The 17224-nt window shown below is 60.7% G+C and carries 17 protein-coding genes and 2 pseudogenes; 15 read left to right on the top strand and 4 right to left on the bottom strand.

Going from position 1 to position 17224, the window contains the following annotated elements:
- Positions 1–509 precede the first annotated feature (509 nt).
- From BHQ18_RS28230 to BHQ18_RS28170, 14 genes and pseudogenes are all read left to right on the top strand, one after another.
- Positions 510–767 (top strand): helix-turn-helix domain-containing protein, encoded by a 258-nt coding sequence (locus BHQ18_RS28230; RefSeq protein ID WP_069416942.1) that lies wholly within the window; start codon positions 510–512, stop codon positions 765–767.
- 863 nt (positions 768–1630) lie between these two features.
- Entirely contained in the window at positions 1631–2524 is an 894-nt protein-coding gene (locus tag BHQ18_RS28225) for an ABC transporter permease (RefSeq protein WP_069416941.1), read from the top strand.
- A gap of 23 nt (positions 2525–2547) precedes the next feature.
- Positions 2548–3393 (top strand): MlaE family ABC transporter permease, encoded by an 846-nt coding sequence (locus BHQ18_RS28220; protein ID WP_084294462.1) that lies wholly within the window; start codon positions 2548–2550, stop codon positions 3391–3393.
- 10 nt (positions 3394–3403) lie between these two features.
- Positions 3404–4450 (top strand): MlaD family protein, encoded by a 1047-nt coding sequence (locus BHQ18_RS28215; protein WP_069416940.1) that lies wholly within the window; start codon positions 3404–3406, stop codon positions 4448–4450.
- Positions 4447–5499, top strand: a complete 1053-nt coding sequence (locus BHQ18_RS28210; protein WP_069416939.1) for an MlaD family protein — start codon at positions 4447–4449, stop codon at positions 5497–5499. Before BHQ18_RS28215 ends, BHQ18_RS28210 begins: the two co-directional genes overlap by 4 nt.
- On the top strand, positions 5496–6455 hold the full coding sequence (locus BHQ18_RS28205) for an MlaD family protein (protein ID WP_069416938.1): 960 nt from the start codon (positions 5496–5498) through the stop codon (positions 6453–6455). Before BHQ18_RS28210 ends, BHQ18_RS28205 begins: the two co-directional genes overlap by 4 nt.
- Positions 6455–7549 carry an MlaD family protein gene (locus tag BHQ18_RS28200; protein ID WP_205866211.1) on the top strand — a complete coding sequence of 365 codons (1095 nt, stop codon included), beginning with the start codon at positions 6455–6457 and terminating at the stop codon, positions 7547–7549. The genes BHQ18_RS28205 and BHQ18_RS28200 overlap by 1 nt, the downstream gene beginning before the upstream one ends.
- Complete coding sequence (locus tag BHQ18_RS28195) at positions 7546–8547, top strand: MlaD family protein (protein WP_205866210.1); 1002 nt, start codon at positions 7546–7548, stop codon at positions 8545–8547. The genes BHQ18_RS28200 and BHQ18_RS28195 overlap by 4 nt, the downstream gene beginning before the upstream one ends.
- Positions 8544–9497: an MlaD family protein gene (locus BHQ18_RS28190; protein WP_069416937.1), complete on the top strand. Its 954-nt coding sequence runs from the start codon at positions 8544–8546 to the stop codon at positions 9495–9497. Before BHQ18_RS28195 ends, BHQ18_RS28190 begins: the two co-directional genes overlap by 4 nt.
- Positions 9498–9540: 43 nt before the next feature.
- Positions 9541–10203, top strand: coding sequence for a hypothetical protein (locus BHQ18_RS29400; protein WP_084294458.1), 663 nt, complete (start codon positions 9541–9543; stop codon positions 10201–10203).
- Positions 10204–10312: 109 nt separating this feature from the next.
- Positions 10313–10957 (top strand): hypothetical protein, encoded by a 645-nt coding sequence (locus BHQ18_RS28185; protein ID WP_069416936.1) that lies wholly within the window; start codon positions 10313–10315, stop codon positions 10955–10957.
- Between the two features lie 919 nt (positions 10958–11876).
- Complete coding sequence (locus BHQ18_RS28180) at positions 11877–12392, top strand: hypothetical protein (RefSeq protein ID WP_234794357.1); 516 nt, start codon at positions 11877–11879, stop codon at positions 12390–12392.
- Between the two features lie 1199 nt (positions 12393–13591).
- Positions 13592–14023, top strand: a pseudogene (locus tag BHQ18_RS28175) (integrase core domain-containing protein); the annotation flags it as partial.
- Between the two features lie 2 nt (positions 14024–14025).
- Positions 14026–14598, top strand: a complete 573-nt coding sequence (locus tag BHQ18_RS28170) for an SDR family NAD(P)-dependent oxidoreductase (protein ID WP_109789439.1) — start codon at positions 14026–14028, stop codon at positions 14596–14598.
- 43 nt (positions 14599–14641) lie between these two features.
- Here the strand turns inward: BHQ18_RS28170 and BHQ18_RS28165 are convergent, their stop codons facing one another.
- Entirely contained in the window at positions 14642–14860 is a 219-nt protein-coding gene (locus BHQ18_RS28165; protein WP_069416935.1) for a DUF3072 domain-containing protein, read from the bottom strand.
- Between the two features lie 100 nt (positions 14861–14960).
- Between BHQ18_RS28165 and BHQ18_RS28160 the strand changes: the two genes are divergently transcribed.
- Positions 14961–15461: a pyridoxamine 5'-phosphate oxidase family protein gene (locus BHQ18_RS28160; protein WP_069416934.1), complete on the top strand. Its 501-nt coding sequence runs from the start codon at positions 14961–14963 to the stop codon at positions 15459–15461.
- A 32-nt stretch (positions 15462–15493) separates the two neighbouring features.
- Here BHQ18_RS28160 and BHQ18_RS28155 read toward each other — a convergent pair whose 3' ends face one another.
- The 3 genes and pseudogenes from BHQ18_RS28155 to BHQ18_RS28145 all read right to left on the bottom strand — a co-directional run.
- Positions 15494–16303, bottom strand: coding sequence for an acyl-CoA thioesterase domain-containing protein (locus BHQ18_RS28155; protein ID WP_069416933.1), 810 nt, complete (start codon positions 16301–16303; stop codon positions 15494–15496).
- A 61-nt stretch (positions 16304–16364) separates the two neighbouring features.
- Positions 16365–16697 (bottom strand): GNAT family N-acetyltransferase, encoded by a 333-nt coding sequence (locus BHQ18_RS28150; RefSeq protein WP_069416932.1) that lies wholly within the window; start codon positions 16695–16697, stop codon positions 16365–16367.
- Between the two features lie 8 nt (positions 16698–16705).
- A pseudogene (locus tag BHQ18_RS28145) lies at positions 16706–17101 on the bottom strand (pirin-like C-terminal cupin domain-containing protein); the annotation flags it as partial.
- Positions 17102–17224: the final 123 nt, after the last annotated feature.

Below are 17224 nucleotides of genomic sequence, written 5' to 3'. Positions count from 1 at the left end.
TTCCTTTGCTCGAGTGACTTTGGACGGTCCCTCGAAGAATCACGCGATGACCTTCAATCACTCGGCTACGACACGCCGGTACCGTTGATCAGGTCTCGACTCGTACACCACTCTGCTGGACGCAACCCAAGGTCGTGACGTGGGAGTCGCGCGGCGTCACCGTGCCAACGACACCTGTCGGCGTGCCGGTGGACCTGCGCCACGACTGGCGGCCCGCTCTACGCGACACCGGATTCGGCCCTGTTGAGGTGGGGAGGGCACCCCGAGCGTGGAGGCCGACGGGCCTGTTCCGCGCACAATCGCATTGCGCAGCTCGAGGCCGAGCTGGCCTTGACCCGCGATGCCTGCGCGTTGTTCGACGGGCAGGCGGTGGTGCCGCCAAAACGCCGACGCGCGATCGCTGAAGGGCTGATCGGGCGAGGACATTGCGCCCGATCCGCCTGCCGGATAACGAGATCAGCGCGTTCGCTGTTGCAGTATCACCGACACGCCCTGTTCCGGACCGTGAGGTGCGCCGGCTGATCGTGGCCGACACGATCACCGAGATCCACCAACGTTCTCGCGGCACCTACGGACGTCGACGGGTCCGCGCCGCGCTACTGGCCGACTACGAGACGAACGTCAACCACAAACTGGTCAACAAGATCATGGCCGAGTACGGGCTGTACGGGCTGCCGCGCCCAGGGCGGCGAAAACCCAACCTGAGCGGCCTCGACACCCCCGCTGACCTGGTGAACCGGCGCTTCACCGCCACGCCGGCGAAGTAACAGATCCGCGTAAACGAGTCTGCCGGCGGACCGCACAGACCGCCGCCCGGCCTTCGCAAAACCCGCCAGTTCGTTCGGTAATAGCGGTCCAACAGTTGAGGCGACATGTACAGATCTGGTCCTAGCGAACAAATCTGGTCCTAGCGAACAAATAAGGGGGCCGACCGGGTTCAGTACCGTGCAGTTGTCATCACGCGCTTCTAGGTGGGTCGGGTGTAGGCGCGCATACAGCGAAGACGTCAAAAGGGCAGCAGCGCAGTATGCCTCATTGAGGCGACCCAACCCAGGTCGGCCCTAGATCCCGACTCAAGGGAAGGCCGTCAAAGCCACAAGGGTTACCGCCGTCTTCATCCTGGCAACCTTGCGTCTCCTACACGTAGTGCTGCTCATCCGATCACGACCGGTTGACTGGGACAGCTGCCGCACCCCTGCATGCTCAACAGGTCAGGGCGACCGCTTGCCAAACCGAAAGTGGCGCTCTACGGTAATCCTCCATATGTTTAGCGAGTTTGCTCACACTGCCGTGGTCTTTGTGGGGCGCGGCGCAACTCTAGCGAACGTGCCAACAGGGAGGACGTTTTCTTGATGAAGCTGTGGTCTCTGATCGGATCCACTGCTGAAAGGTGCGGCGTGCCAGGCGGCCTGTACCTCCTCAACGACGGTTGGAGCCAGGAGCCGGCACGTCAACCCCGGGCGGCCTCAGGCCCTACGGATGCATCGCGCCGCCGCGCTGCGCAGTGTGGACGTCTATTCCTTGCAACCGGTTTCTCTCGCATGGCAGCTAGAGTGCCGACGCCAGTACCGGTGGTCGTCATCGCCACGCCGGAGTGCACGCGTCCTAGCAAGCGTTTTGACGGTGGTTCATGACCACACCCGTTGACTACGATCACCCGCAGGGTGCATCGACGTCGGGCTCGAGCAAGGTGCGCCAGTCACGCCTCAAGGCGTACCCGTTCAGCGCAGCCCGGCACGTGGGAATGATTCCAAGGCGTACCGCGGCCACGACAGGTCGTGGTGTCCAATTGTTCGCGGACGTGATTCGCTACGTCGTCACCGATGTCATCACCATGAGGCTCGCGGTCGGCGAGGTGTTCGTGCAGGCATGGACCTTGTTGAAGGTGACGACCATGCCCGCACTGCTGATGGCCATTCCGATCGGCGCAATCACCACCATCGTGACGTCGGGGCTCGTCAATCAATTGGGGGCAACCTCGCTGCTTGGCGCCGCGGCCGGCGTGGGTGTCATTCGGCAGGGAGCACCGCTGACTGCGGGGCTGTTGATGGGTGCCGCAGCAGCTTCGACCATCGCGGCCGACTTCGGGGCCCGCGCCATCCGTGAAGAACTCGACGCAATGCGAGTAATGGGTGTTGACCCGGTGCGCCAGTTGGTAGTGCCGCGTTTTCTCGCGCTGCTATTGATATCCCCCCTTCTGTGCATCTTCATCGTCGCGTCGGGAACTGCGTCGGCGTTCTTGATGGCAGTGGGGGCTTCCGATGTGGCACCGGGAAGTTTCTGGATGTCGTTTGGGACGTTCACGAAGGTGGTGGACGTATGGTTTGCCATCGCCAAGACGGTCGTCTTTGGGGCAATCGTGGCAATAGTTTCATCGCTTCGCGGAATGGAGGCGAAGGGGGGCCCGCGCGGTGTCGCAGATGCCGTGAACTCGTCGGTAGTGGTCAATGTCGTTCTGATCGTCTTCGCCAACCTGGCGATAACGCAATTGCAGTCGATGTTCGTCCCGATGGAGGTGGCGTAGTGACTTCCGCAGGTCGCGCCCTGGTGCCGAGCAGGTGTGGCTCGCGCTTGTTACAAGCGACAACGGGGTCTGTCGGCGGGGGATTCCGTGAGGTCGGACAGTGGGTGGTCTTCATTGCCAAGGCCTTCAGTTCGGTTCCGGTCGCGGTCGTCAAATATCGACGACAAACACTGCAGCAAATGAACAGCCTCGCTTGGGGCCGCGGTTCGCTCATCGTGGATGGCGGTGCGATAAGCGTATTACTGCTCCTCGGCATTGCTGTCGGTGCCTCGTTGGCAGTTGAGGCGTTTGCTGTATTGAACATCATCGGGTTCGGTGGCTTGTCGGGGATCATCGGCGGTATAGGCGGGGTTCGAGAGCTTGGGCCGATAGTGAGTGCTGTCGCGTTCGCCGGACAGGCAGGGTGCCGGATGACCGCCGAGATCGGCGCCATGCGCATTGCCGAAGAGATAGATGCCTTGGAAGCAATAGGCCTGCGGCCCGTACCGTTTGTGGTTGGTACGCGCCTGATTGGCGCGATGATCTTGGTGGTGCCGGGATACCTGGTGGCCCTGATAGCCAATTTCTTCGTCATGGACACCGTCATCCGGGTATTTCACAGTCAGCCGGGCGGGACATATAACCACTATTTTGCTCAATTCGTGACGCCAACAGATCTCGCGTACTCCGTCATCAAGGTAGCTGTCTTCTGCATGGCGGTGACGTTGATCCATTGCTACTACGGATACTTTGCTTCCGGCGGACCGGTCGGTGTCGGTCAAGCGTCCGGCCGTGCAGTGCGGACCAGTCTGATCACGATCATCTTTTTGGATTTGATACTGACCGTGGCGATGTGGGGCCTTCATCCAGTGTTCGTGTTCAAGGGTTAGGTGAGAAGACATGCTCCTGCATGGCTCGGAGGCATCTGAGAAGCGAACATTGACCATCGTCGGCACAGTTGTCGTGCTCTGCGCCGTGGCGGTTGCAGGCATATTCATCGCGTTCAAGCCATTCGCCGGCCGACCGGACGATGAAATCTCGGTGGCGATCGAGACGCCATATGTCGGACCGGGCGTCGCCAAGGGCACGCAGCTGGTCATGCACGGGGTGAAGGTCGGGGAGGTCACCGCCGTGTCCAGGTTGTCCGGAGGCGGTGTTCTGCTGGATACCAATCTGCAGAAATCGCCGACGAAGGGCTTGACTGACGCAATGGGCATCGATTTCCGGACCATCAACTATTTTGGTGTGACCGGTATCGATCTAGTCGCCGGTACGGGTGGCCGGCCGCTCGCCGATGGAACCCGGTTGACGATCACGCCGAAAGGTAATTCGACACTTCAGGCATTGCTATCCCGCCTTGGAAAACTCGCCACCGGGGCGCTGACCAACCAGCTGATCGAGGTGGTCGAGAAGGCCACTCGATACACCGATGCGTTGAATCCGCTGGCCGAGACACTGGTGATCTCGGCGAATGCACTGGCTGAAACTCAAACAGTGAGTACCGCGCAACTATTGACAAACGCGACTGGAATAAGCGTCGCGTTCCCCGGGTTCGCCGATGCGATGCTCGACGCCGGTTACTACGCAACACACGGTACGAATAAACTCAACAAAGGTACTTGGAATGCCAGCGAGGAGGAATATCAAACAGTCATTCTTCCGTTCATGCAGTATGTATCCGATAACCTCTTTGGGGCTATCGGCAGGCTGGAGTACACGCATATCGACGATCTGACGCCTGTCATCGACAGTGTCCGGGCGATGACTGATGTGGTGCCACCTTTGATGAGACCCCAAGGCATGTCGGAGATGCTCGTGGAATTGCGTACCCGACTTGAGAAGATGTACGCAGGGACCCCTGAGCAGCGCGCGCTTCAAGTTCGTATTCTTCTCGACAGCATGCCGGGTGTGGCGGCGCCACTTGCTGCCGCGGGCGGTGCCCGATGAAGACCGGCGCGGCATTGTGGCGACTCGCGATCAGCGGCATAGTCGCCGTTACCCTGTTCATCCTGTTGGCGAACGTGATCAAGCAGCCCACAGCAGCGGAAACGCGAGCGTATACGGCCGAGTTCACTGACGCATCGGGCTTACATGCGGACGCCGACGTGCGGGTCCGCGGAGTTCGCGTCGGGAAGGTGCAGTCGGTCGACCTTGAGCGAAGGAACGGTCAAAGCATCGCCGTTGTCAGGTTGACGTGCGACCAACGCTATGGCGTGGTGTCTGGCACCCGACTTGCCATCAAGTTCGAGGCGCTCACCGGACTGCGTTACATAGATGTCGTCGATCCGGCGGAAAATTACTCCAAGGCCGATCTCGTTACTGACGTGACTACGACGATGACGCAACCGTCTTTCGACGTCACCGAATTGTTCAACGGGCTACAACCTGTGATCGCCACCCTGAATCCCGACGAACTGAACACCTTTACAGCGAACGCGGCAACATATCTTTCGGGTGATGGCGGCGGCTTGGCGCCGATGCTGGAAAGTATCCACAAGCTCACCAGGTTCGTAGCGGACCGTCAGCAAGTCATCGCCACGTTGATGCGTAATCTGAAGGACATCTCCGACACCATGGGCGGACATGGAAAAGATCTGATCCAAATAGTGGATTGGCTCAACAAGGGTCCGGTCGACGGCATGCTTGGAATTCTGGACGAGTTTCGAAAAGCCCACCTCTACGGCGAATTTATGGACGATGCGGCGCAAGTGGTCAAGAACTTGGGATTTCCGCCCGAGGGCAACAATGGCGACTATTTCGTCTACGGCCCGGAATCCAACAAGAACGTAACCAACGTGGACGAAGCCTTCGACCGTGCGTTCACCGTGTTTGACGACTATACGGAGGCCTTCAAGCTGGTTCCGGTCATGTGGGAGAACATTCCGCCGCCGCCTGAAGCTGGTGCGCCCCTGGCGTGTTCCCGGGGACGGGCTCAGTTACCGGCAGAAATGGACGTATTTCTCAATGGACGAAAAGTGGTGTTGTGCAACCGATGAAAGTGTTACGTAACCCGACTGTCTGGGGTGCCGGCGCCCTCGCACTCATGACCGTTATCGCGCTGCTCATCGCCATGGTTTATGTCAGTCCGCCCGGGCAGAAGACCGTCATCTTCTATACCGACGACGCGGCGGCGATCCGCCCTGGAGACCCAGTACGAATTGCCGGCATCAACGTTGGCAAGGTGAAGGATCTGACACTGGAATCGGACCAAGTCCGGGTCGAAGCACGGGTCGACGACAGCGCATTCGTCGGTGACCGTTCGCAGGTGCAGGTCCGCATGCTCACCGTGGTGGGGGGCTATTACGTAAGCATCTCGCCAATAGGTGACACGCCTCTGGGGACCAAACCTATTCCGGTGGAACGGGTGACCATGCCCTACAGTTTGATTCGCACCCTCACGGATGCGACGAAGATCACCGACAATGTCGCCCCACAGCCCATCAACGAATCACTCGGCCAGGTGCAGCGGGGGCTTACCGGTACCAACCTGGAATCGGTCTCCGCGGTCATCGATGCGGGCAACAACGTAATGTCCACCATTGAGAAGCAACGCGGGCAGGTGAGCGCCATCCTCAACCTGTCCAATGAGTACCTGCAGGATGTAAACAATTACAAAGATGAGCTCAAAGATTTGATACGCAAGATTTCGATCATTGAGCAGTCGCTTACGTTGTACAGCAAGGGGCTCGCCCGCGCCATGGCTGGTTTCGGTGACATCATGGATGGTCTTTCACCGGTCTTCATCTTTTATCAGAATCACCGCGACAAAGCTCTCGTGAAAATTCGCGATTGGTTGGAGAAATCACGAATGTGGTCGGAACGCAACGGTGTAGTCGTTCGGGCGCTGCACCTGACGCGGGTGAAGATCGAACGGATCCTGGGCGCACAGCAGGCGGCACCAGAGCTATTGGCTACCGACCTCTGTATGCCAATACCCGGAAGTCCGTGCTGATGCCCGGGTCAGGTTCGCCTCACCGTCGCCGGGTCGTGGCAATCGCGCTCACAGCGGCGGCGGTGGTGACGGTTGGCACTTCGTGCGGCGGGCCGCCCGAAGAACAGGCCAACGCCCAATACTGCGCGGTCCTGCCCGACAGCATCGGTCTATACGTCGGCAATCCGGTGACGCAGATGGGCTACCAGATCGGTGAGGTCACCAGTATCACCCCCGGTGCAACCGACGTACGCGTCGACTTCAGTATCACTGAACGGCGTTTGTTGCCCGGTGACGTCAAAGCAATTGTCCGGTCGACGTCGATTCTTGCTGATCGGTCGCTGGAACTCGTTGGCAACGCTGATTCGGGATCCCACCTCGGTGCGGGCGAGTGCATTCCGCTTTCCCGTTCATGGACCCCGAAAAGCGTGTCGGCAGTGATAGGTTCGGCGACCGATTTCGTCAACGGAATCAATCCGGCTGAATCGACGAATGTCGGCGATGTCGTAAGTCAGCTCGATCAAGCGTTGCACAACAATGGCGCCGGCGTAAACAAGCTCCTAACGACGTCATCGGCTGTAGTCGATAGTCCCGATCAGGTGATCAGCGACATCGGGTCCGTGATCACCAACCTCGCCGAACTGACCTCAGCAGTCAGCGAGATCAGAGGGCCGCTGAAAGAAGCTCTGCTGAACGCGGAACAGAACATGTCGGACGTCGCCGTGACCTTGGATGGTGGCAACCGTATGGTCGGAGGATTCATGGGAGCTGTGAAAGCCGTTGTGGACATAGAAGAAAACCTCGGTGGGGAGTTTCAGTTCACGCTTGATGCGACATCGGTTGCGCTGCGGAAACTGAGTGCACACGCGCCGTGGGTGGCAAGTCTCCTGAACCCGGTTCCATGGTGGGTCAATACGCTGGCGGGCCATTTCAACAACCGTGAATTCAATATCAATTACCGTCCGCCGTTGTATCGCATCAGAACCCCCGACGGGTGGGCGCTGTGTGGCATCATGAATTCTTCGACGCCGGGGAGCTGCGCGAACGTTGCCGGGCAGCCATACGCGGTTGATGTTGCGCTGCTTCAGTACGTACTCACCCAGGCGAACCGATGAACCGCCGGAATTGGCGGTTGGTCGCGGCCGTTGCCACCGTCATTACGGTTTCCTCGTGTGCTTCGCTCAACGTGAGCTCGCTGCCTGCGCCGGGAAGTAGCTATAGCGATGGATACGACATCGTCATCGAATTCGCCAACGTACTCAATTTGCCGGACAGCGCAAAGGTGGTCTTGGACGGCACCACCGTCGGGGTCGTATCGGATGTGGCACTGTCCAGCAGTGCGGTTGACGTCACCTCGACTATTGAGCGAGGCGTCGCGGTGCCCTCTGACATCCGAGCGGTTCTGCAGCAGGACACGGTCTTGGGCGACATCTATGTCGCTCTCGAGCGACCGACAACCGACCAGGCGCCGGCGCCCGCGTTGAGTCCGGGTGCCCGCATCCCGCTGGCACAGACCACATCTCCACCGCAACTCGAAGACACCATCGCCCACATGGCGAATTTTGTGTCGAGCGGTTCCATCCAACGCGTTCAAGAGTCGATCGCCCGTATCAACCGAATCCAGCCGCCCGGGGGCCAGGACGGGATCCGCAAAATGGCTTCCCAAGTGGCAGCCGACCTCGGGGACCTGTCGAACAACATGAATCTCGTTGACCTGTGGCTCAACGGCGTGTCCGAGACCATAGATGTCGCACATCGCAAGATCCCGGTTTTGCAGGAGATGTTCTCCGAGGAAGGGATGACCGCTTTTCGTCGGTTCTTGGAGATATTTTCATATGTCGGAACCATCCTCCCCTCTACCGGGAGTATCTACGCCGGTGGTTTCTGGCTGGTGCCCCTACTGAATTCATTGCGAGATGCGGCAGGCGCTACTCAGCAATCCAAGAGGATGTTCGAAGAGGAGGGGCCTGCATGGCGCCGGCTACTCACTGAATTCTTCCTCCCGCAGGATAAATATCCCGCGATCAACATTACTTCGATAATGAGTCCGGACGGCCGGGAAATTTCGGGAAACGTTCAGGACGTGCTACGGATCTTGGGTGGGACACCATGAAGGGCCGAAATTTCCTGTCGTTTCTGGCGTTTGCTGTGATGATTGTGTTTGCGGTGACCTACATCGGCTCGCTCGGTGTGCGGCTCAAGCCGCCTGATAACAGAGTCAATCTCTCCATGACGGTGGCTGATATCAATGGCATCGTCGTTGATTCGAATATTCTGTTGCGTGGCGTTCCGGTCGGCAAAGTCAGCCATATCGCGTCATCCGTCGGCGGAGCCACCATCGACTTCTACGTCGACGACCGCTTCCCTATCCCCGCCGACTGCGATGTGCGGCTCGATAACCTGTCCGCCCTCGGAGAAAGCTATATCGGACTGTTCCCGCGGCGCCATGACGGTCCTATGTTGCGCGACGGCCAGCACATCTCAACCGAGATGGTGGAGCAACCACCATCGATAACCGAACTGGCGGCAAGCGTTACGCGGCTACTCAATCAGGTCGACCCCGATGCGCTCGCACGCATCATCAGCGAAGCAGATACAGCGTTGCCGGATCCAAACTCGGCACTGCCCAACTTGGCGCACGCCAGCGAGATGCTGAGAAACACCGCAGCGAATATGCACGGCCAGGGCCGGGTCTTGTTGAGCAATTTTCAAACACTGTTACGCAACGCTGGATGGGTTGGGCCCACGCTCGCTGCCACGGCGCCCGATCTCCGAGAGAGCGCCCAAAATGCCTCCAAGACCTTGCAAGGGTTTTCGGTGGGTGCCCTCGAGATAGCCCCGGATGGTATGAAGACATTCGGCTTCTTCATCAACCGAATCCAGAAACTGTTGGACGCCAACGGCGGTGACCTCAAAGTGCTGGGCGAAGCATTTCGGCCACGCGTCAGGGCTATCGCCGGTGCACTGTTGAACTTCGACCCCAGTCAGATCTTGACCAACATCCTGGAGACAGTACCCGAGGACGGCGCGATTACCCTGCGCGTAACCGTCCCCCCGAAGTAAATGGGCAGGGTGACTGCCCTAGATCACGAAGTGAGGAATTCTAATGACGGTCGAAAGCGAACGAGACGCTGCCGTGCCGAATTCGGCCCAAATAGATGCTGCCGCAGCTGAGCCCGCGGACGAAGGCGCCATTGAGGAGACGTCGGCGGCCAAAGACGTACCTCAGCGTGAGAACTCCAGACGAGTGCAACTCTCGGTCTCTCTACGTGGCGCGGTGACCTCCGTGGTGATCGTCGTCCTTGTCGGCGCGATCGGCGTGCTGTCTTGGCTCTACGTTGGAGCGCGACACCAACTCGACGAGCAGGCCCGTCAATCCGAAAACAACGTGCACGCCGAGAAGATAGCGCTGCAATACGCGGGTGAAGCGGCAGCAATGAACTACCAAGACCTCAATGCCTGGAAAGACAGGCTTGTCGCGGGCACCAGTCCTGAACTGAAAGACAAGTTGTCCAAGGCTGCCACGTCAATGGAACAGATTTTGGTACCACTTCAATGGAATTCCACCGCACACCCACTGGCGGCAAAGGTTCGGACAGTCACCGACGGGGCCTATGTCGTCGACGCTTTTGTAAGCGTCCTTACCAAGACTGCGCAAGCGCCGGAGCCACTGCAGTCGACCGCGACATATAGCGTCACAATCGACAGTAATAAGGATTGGCAAATCACAGATGTTGGCGGAGTTGGCGACGCGCTAGCACCAAAATAGACCTCCGAAAAGGTGATTCATGATGGGTCGAGATAGGCGGCAAGGTTCAGGTGGCGGCTTTCAAGGTCGTCGCCGGGCGGTTGGGGCTTCTGCGGCGCAGGGCAAGGCGATGCAGAGCCGCCTCAGTCGCGCCGTCGGCTCGTTCACATGCGTTTTCATCGTGTTGTCCGGCGTGTCAGTCGCGGTTGGGCCCGCTTCGCGAGCCGATCCATCCGATTACGCACGGCCTCCCGTGCCATTACCAGTGATCATTCCGACACCTTCGGACTGGGTGCCGAAATTTCCATTTCCTTTTGACCAAACCAAAAATAGGGTGACCGATGCGGACATCAACGCGGAACGGGAGATGTGTCAATGGTTCAACGCACAATATGACGAGTTGATGCGCCAGATCAATAGGCTGCAGTTCAACCGGATCACACCTAATGGACCCGGGGTCTACATGGGTTCGGGTTCCGACTGGGACTACAGCATTGGCGACCTTCAGCAGCAAGTCGACATAGTCACCACGAATATCGACCAATCGGTGGGCTTCCTCGCCCCCCGCGCCCAAGCACTCACTCAGTCAACCGACCACGCGGGGAACGTCTACTTCCCCATCTATCAAGGTGAGAGTTTCTACCTACTGTGGCAGCACCTGTCCAATGTCAATGCCGGCATCAAGAGTCATCAAGCCGCCTGGTTCACAGGTCCATCGGTGCACAGAGTGTTGCGTTGGGGTAGCAGAATTCATCGTTCGAACGTATGCGAGTAAGAGTGCGTCCGGTCACTGATGGTTAGACGGCGAGCGTGCGATTCGGCTCGATCCGTAGCGGAGTCCACGGCATCGAGCGCAGGCGCTGAACGATTCTCGACCTCGATCGGCGACGTCACCACCGGTTGCCATCGCGCTGGCGGCGCCGGGTCCGCTGGGCTTCATCAGCTGAATTAAATGGATTTGGGGAGTGTGGGATGAGCCAACGTCGTTGCCTTTCGCAACTTGTGGGCTGCTCAAAGGAGGAGCGATTGCATCACCGTGCGCGCCCTTGGAGGTGGTTGGCGGGCATTGCCTCGGCAACCATATTGATGTTCAGCACCGTGGTTCCGGGATATGCGGAGCCGGCAGAGGATGCCCCGGATCCATTCCCAGAATTGATGCATGTTTTGGCATGGTATGACCGATTTGAGCCAGACCGTTTCTTCCTCGCTGACCGTCCCGGTGTCTGGTTCCTGTCACCCACTGGACTCAACTGCGGAATCTGGGACAAGGGAAGCTTTGGTTGCACTGGCAATATCCCGGGTGCGCCCCCGGGGAGCAATCACATCGCGTGGTTCAACGGAAATCGGTCCGTCCATCACGGCTGGACCGCCGCCATTCAGTTCCCTCCTGGACAAGCTCATGTGACCCTGCCGCCGCGCAGCTACGTAACCTACAACTCGACGACCTGCGCTATACGGCCGGATAGCAGCCTTTATTGCGGGCGCGGCGAGTTCAAGTTTTTGATGACGGCGACCGGGACATGGTTCAAGGCCTACGACGAGAGGTCCACGCGTGTGTGCCTGAGCTACGGGTCTTGTTGACGGAATGTCTTTTTGACGGTGGCCCGGTTAGCTTCACGGCGCGTTGGGAGAATAAGTAAATGGTTCTGCACGCCTGCGGAGTCCATTCTTGGTTTTGAGGAAAGGATTTGTGAATGAAAGGGCAATCGCCTGCTCCACCTCTAGACCGCGAGGCGACGGCGATACCGCCAAACCGCTGGACGCCCTTCCGGTTGGTAGTCGCATGCGCGCTGCTTTTTTCTGGTGGCATGGTGGTGACGCCGTCAGCTCTCGCGGATCCGGTGGACAACGCAAGGGATGCGATAGTGACTGCACGCGGCGGAACGTCATGCCCGCCGTTCACCTACAACCCGATTGCCGAGAAAGCAGCCGCGATCGTCAATAAGTCGACCGACGACTATATCGACCACATTTCAACGTACCAACCGATCACCGACCCAATGCCCGGTCTGAAGGATCTCGGCTACGGCGGCAACAAGGCAGTGTTGCTTCAGGGTGCCCTGACCAACGAAGCCGATGCGATAAAGGGTGCGTTGCTGCAAGGCCATGCGGTAATCCCCGATTGCTCTTACACGGACCTAGGAATAGACGTGCGGCTAAACGAGGCGACTAATAACATATTGATCGTGTACTTGCTAGCCGGCGCCTAACAATATTGCAATGGGCGCGACATCGACGGGCATTCAACCACCTTGGCGCATGGGGACGCCCGTCCGCTCGCGTTCAGCTCGGCAATCTTACGTGCGGGAAGGGCCCCAATGATCCACATGAAGTTTGCGGTTATAACCTCGGTTGTAAGCCTATTTTCTATCGTGATGTCGCCTGGAGCTCGCGCAGCGGATACCGTTACGTATGAGGTCCTCTCGAACAATGTCGCCGCAGCAAAAATTCAGTATTTTGACTCCTCCGGGCGAAAAGTACTTTATGACGTGCCGCTGCCATGGCGAACCAGCGTAACCGTGCTGGACGCTCACAGTCCGTCAGTCGACGGTGCAGAGGTTCGCGCCGACTGGCGGCCTCGCGTGTGTGACGGGCGCGCGTGGTGCCCAGAGGCCATGCCCAATAATTGGGTGACAGTCCGAATCTCTCTTGGCGGAAAGATCATCTGCGAAAGCACTCTTGATGTGGGCAATGCCGCCTGCTACGGGAGCACGTCGTTTCGATCCTGAAGGCCGACAGAGTCGTGAACCGATGTAGCGGAAGCGGCTGTGCGGCGCCCGGCAATGCAGCGGGCGTGCGGGTTAGCCCGGTCGCCGTGAATGAGTCCGTCGCACGACGCTGACCGCGCTCGCTGATATTTCCCACGGACGCTCATCGAAATTCCCCCACCCGTGTGGCTCCACCGAGAAGGGCGGAACTCCTGGATGCTGCTGGTGTCTGACGCCAGTAGCTCCGGTCGAAGGAGGTCAAGTCCAGGGACGTGGTGTACGACGTCGTCGTGTGATTCTTCGTCGTAATGGATTCACGCGGTCAGTGCCGCGGGGGTGTCCTCCCGTTCTGTCGAGGTGTCGTTGAGGGGGACCCGTTTGGCGGTCCGTGGTTATGCGGCCTTGGGTTGGTGGGTGGGACTCGCCACCCTCATAGGTGCGATGCTCGGTGATGTCGGTGACCCACAACCGATTTGGAGCATCACGGGTAAACACCCGCTCGACCAGGTCAGTCGCCGCGGGAGTCTTGTGACGGGGCCGGGAACGACGGGTGCCCGGTAGACCCTTGGGGCCCGTGATCGCCAGGCGTAATAGCCAGAGTCGGTCACCTCTAACAGCCGGCACCCGACCTGCTGAGGTGAGCCTTTCGTAGTGGTCCAGTCGTTGTGCGACTCTGTTGCCCGGTCTGCGGGCAAGGAAGAATCAACCCCGACGGCGTCGTCGACGTGCCGGATCGCCTGGCCCTCACACACGGGGCGCCGCACTACGTACGCTTCGACAACGGTCCCGAGTTTGTGGCGCATGCAGTGAGTGATTGGTGTCGATTCAACAGTGCCGGTTCACTTTTCATCGATCCCGGTTCACCCTGGCAGAACGCCTGGATCGAATCCTTCAACGGTCGCCTGCGTGACGAACTGCTCAACTCGTGGTTCTTCGACTCACTGCTGGAGGCCCGGGTGATCATCGAAGACTGGCGGACCGACTACAACGCCAACCGACCCCACTTCGCGCACGGCGAACTCACCCCAGCCGAGTTCGCTCTACAGTGGACCACGACCCACCAACCCCAAGTCGCAGAGCGACTGGACCACCAAACGGGTCCCCCTCAGACTGTCAGAAGACCTTCGACGTGACGATGCAGACCAGCGGACGCGTGGACGGCATGGTGTACAGCGTGGCGATCAACCCGCCGTTCGATCGCGAAGCGAACTCGATGACGACCGAGGACTTCAACCACGGCATCAACGTCAACGTGCTGGGGTGCTACTACGGCAACCTGTACGCCGCGCAGTGCAGGGAGAAGAACGACGGCGACACCACGGGCAGCATCGCGAACTTCTCGTCGATCGCCAGCATGAAGAACGAGGTGGGCCTCAACATCGGCATCATGCCGTACGCACTGGGCAAGTGCGGCCTGAACTACATCACCGAGCTGACGGCGGTGCAGTTCGCCGGTGCGGGTGTCCGCGCCAACACCCTGATGCTCGGGCCCATCGATTCCATTCTCGGCAACCACGATTCGCAGACGCTGTTCGGCCTGGAGGCCGACGAGGTGGAGGAGACCTACCTCGAGGTGGTCAAACTGAAGATGGGTCGCGGCAAATGTGTGGGGGCCGTGTACGCGGCGCTCTTCCTGCTGGGCGACGAGTCACGCTTCATGACCGGCCAGCAGATCCGTCTCGACGGTGGCGCCACCCTGGTGCGCTGACCGCTCCGTCCGTCGGCGGCTCCGTCCCCAATGATTCGGGGGCTCAACCCTGTTCGCCGCGGCCGGTGCGCTGCTGGAGTTCGTCGATCAGTTCGGAGGCCTGCGCCTTCGTCGCGTCCTCGGGCACCTCGACGCCGGCCTCCTGAGCCAGCGTGTGCAGGTAGCTGCGCTGCGCACCGGTCATCGGCTCATCTCCGGTGACCCACTGCGAGGTGTCCTTCTCGGCGTTCTCCCGGGGTGCCTGTGTCGTGTTGTGGCTCATGCGCTGCGCTGCGGGATGCCCATCGCACGTGCGTTCGAAACGCGTCGGGGGAAGATCATGCGGGCGGACGGCCCGAAAGCCGACCTGCCAGTATCGACGCGTGGGCAAGAACGAACGCGCAAAGATCGTGATGACCGACGACGAGATCACCGAGTTCATCGAACGCAGCCGCACGGCGACCATGGCGACCCTGCTGCCGAACGGCAGGCCGCACCTGGTCGCCATGTGGTACGCCGTCCTCGACGGGGAGATCTGGTTCGAGACCAAGGCCAAGTCGCAGAAAGCCGTGAACCTGCGCCGGGACCCGACGATCACCGTGATGATCGAGGACGGCCTGTCCTACGACACGCTGCGCGGCGTGTCGATCGACGGTCAGGCCGAGATCTACGACGACCCGGAAACCTCACTGCGCGTAGGCATCAGCGTCTGGGAGCGCTACACCGGCCCCTACATTGACGAGATGCGCCCGTTCGTCGACCAGATGATGAACAACCGGATCTGCGTACGGGTCGTGCCGTCCCGGATGCGCAGCTGGGATCACCGCAAGCTCGGCATGCAGGGCATGCCGGTGTCGGGCAGCACCGCACAGTACCTCAGCTGAGCGAGCGCTACCTGAGCTGAGCGAGCGCTACCTCAGCTGAATGCGCGCGGCGGGTTGAAGCCTGGGTTGGTCAGCGCGGTGGCCGTCGCCGTGCCGATCGGTCCGACCTCGTCGACCACCACCGCGGTGCCGGTGGCGACACTGGCGTTGCTGTCGTGGGTCAGCGCAGCCAGTCCGAGGTAGGGCCCTTCCGGCAGCCGGCTCAGCGTCAGCGTGTAGTCGGCGTTGATGAACGGCAGCCCGTCGGCGCCGAAGTGGGTCAGTGAGCTCGCCATGTCACCGGCGAGCGCCGCCCGGGTGAACGGTGTCAGCGCGGTGCCGCCGACGATCGGGCCCAGTTCCCGGGTCCAGATGTATTTCGGGCCGTCGTGCGCCCACGCGCCGAGCCCCAGACTTGGGGTGTCACCGTCCTTGCCGTAGGTCCACACCACCGTCACGATGTCGTCGGGAACGGACTCGGAGTCGGACGGGATGGGCGGCATCGTCACTCGGGTGCTGAAGCGCTCGCCCGGCGGCTGCTCGCCACGGCGCAGGAACAGGGCGTTGGCCCGGGCTACGACGGTGCCCGACTGCGTCATGACGGCGTCGACCAGTTTGAGGCGCCGGCCCTCCCGGACCACGGTGGTTTGCACATGCACGGAGTCGGCGAGCGCGGCAGGTCGGAACAGGTCGACGGTGAGGCGGGCCGGTTGCAGCTCGGGATCTCCGGCGTCCCGCTCGATGACGTGGCCGAGCAGCCCACCGACGTAGTTGCCGCTGATGGTCTGGCCCCAGGGGCCGCGGGCCCAGTCGGTGGGACGGAACGCGTCACCGTCGGCGAGGAAGAAAGCCCGGCTGCTCACCGCGGCGACGATAGCGGCCGCGCCCGGGTCGGCTCAGCGCAGCCCGTCGGTGAAGTCGCGGTCAGCGCCGGGACAGGATCCGCTTGACGTCGGTGGTGACGGGATCGACGACGTCGTTGAACTCGGGGTGCTTGTCGATGAAGCCCGCGACCATCGAACACACCGGCACGATCCGCAGCCCCGCGGCACGGGTGACCTCCAGCGCCTCTTGCACCAGGATCGTCGCCAGGCCGCGCCCGCCGAACGCGTCGTCGATCTCGGTGTGCGGGAAGATGCGCTGTCCGTCGTGGTCGATGTACTCGGTGAAGCCGGCTTTCGTGCCGTCGACGGAGATGCTGAAGCGGTCCGAGTCGTCGGTGACCTCGGTGGGGGCGCCGTTCTTGTCGGTGGTCATGCCCCCCTCTATACCCCGGGATGGGGACGGGGACGCAGGGTGGCGTTCGGCAACGGTGGCGCGGGCAGTCTGGGCGTGGTGCCGCGGTAACCCTCGACGGCGCCGAAGCGGTCGTCGTGGTTCTGCCACTGCTCGCGGTATCTGACGATGTCGTCGTGGCTGCGACCGACGAAGTTCCACTACATGACCAGTTCCTCGGTGAACGGGGTGCCGCCGAGCAGCAACACCCGGGCCGGGGTGTCCCCGCGGTTGGCCAGGTGCAGCCGCTGGCGGCCGGCGCCCTGGAACGCGAGGTCGGCGACGGCCAGCCGGGAGCCGCAGGCCTCCACGTCGCCCTAGTCGACGAGCACGCCGTGTTCGAAATCCCTGTCGATGTCGAGGGTGACGTCGACGCCCGGCTCTAGGAGTCTGCTGAATTAGGGGTGTTTGGGGCGGGGTGCCTCGGAGCGCTCTGTGGCGCGTGGGTTTTAGTCAGACCCGCTGGGTCGACAGTACGAGGTCACCCCGCCGTGTTGAGCGTGGCACCT

This window comes from Mycolicibacterium flavescens (assembly GCF_001722335.1).
In the GTDB taxonomy this organism is placed as follows: Bacteria; Actinomycetota; Actinomycetes; order Mycobacteriales; family Mycobacteriaceae; genus Mycobacterium; species Mycobacterium flavescens.
This window is presented reverse-complemented; position numbering and strand designations above follow the sequence as displayed.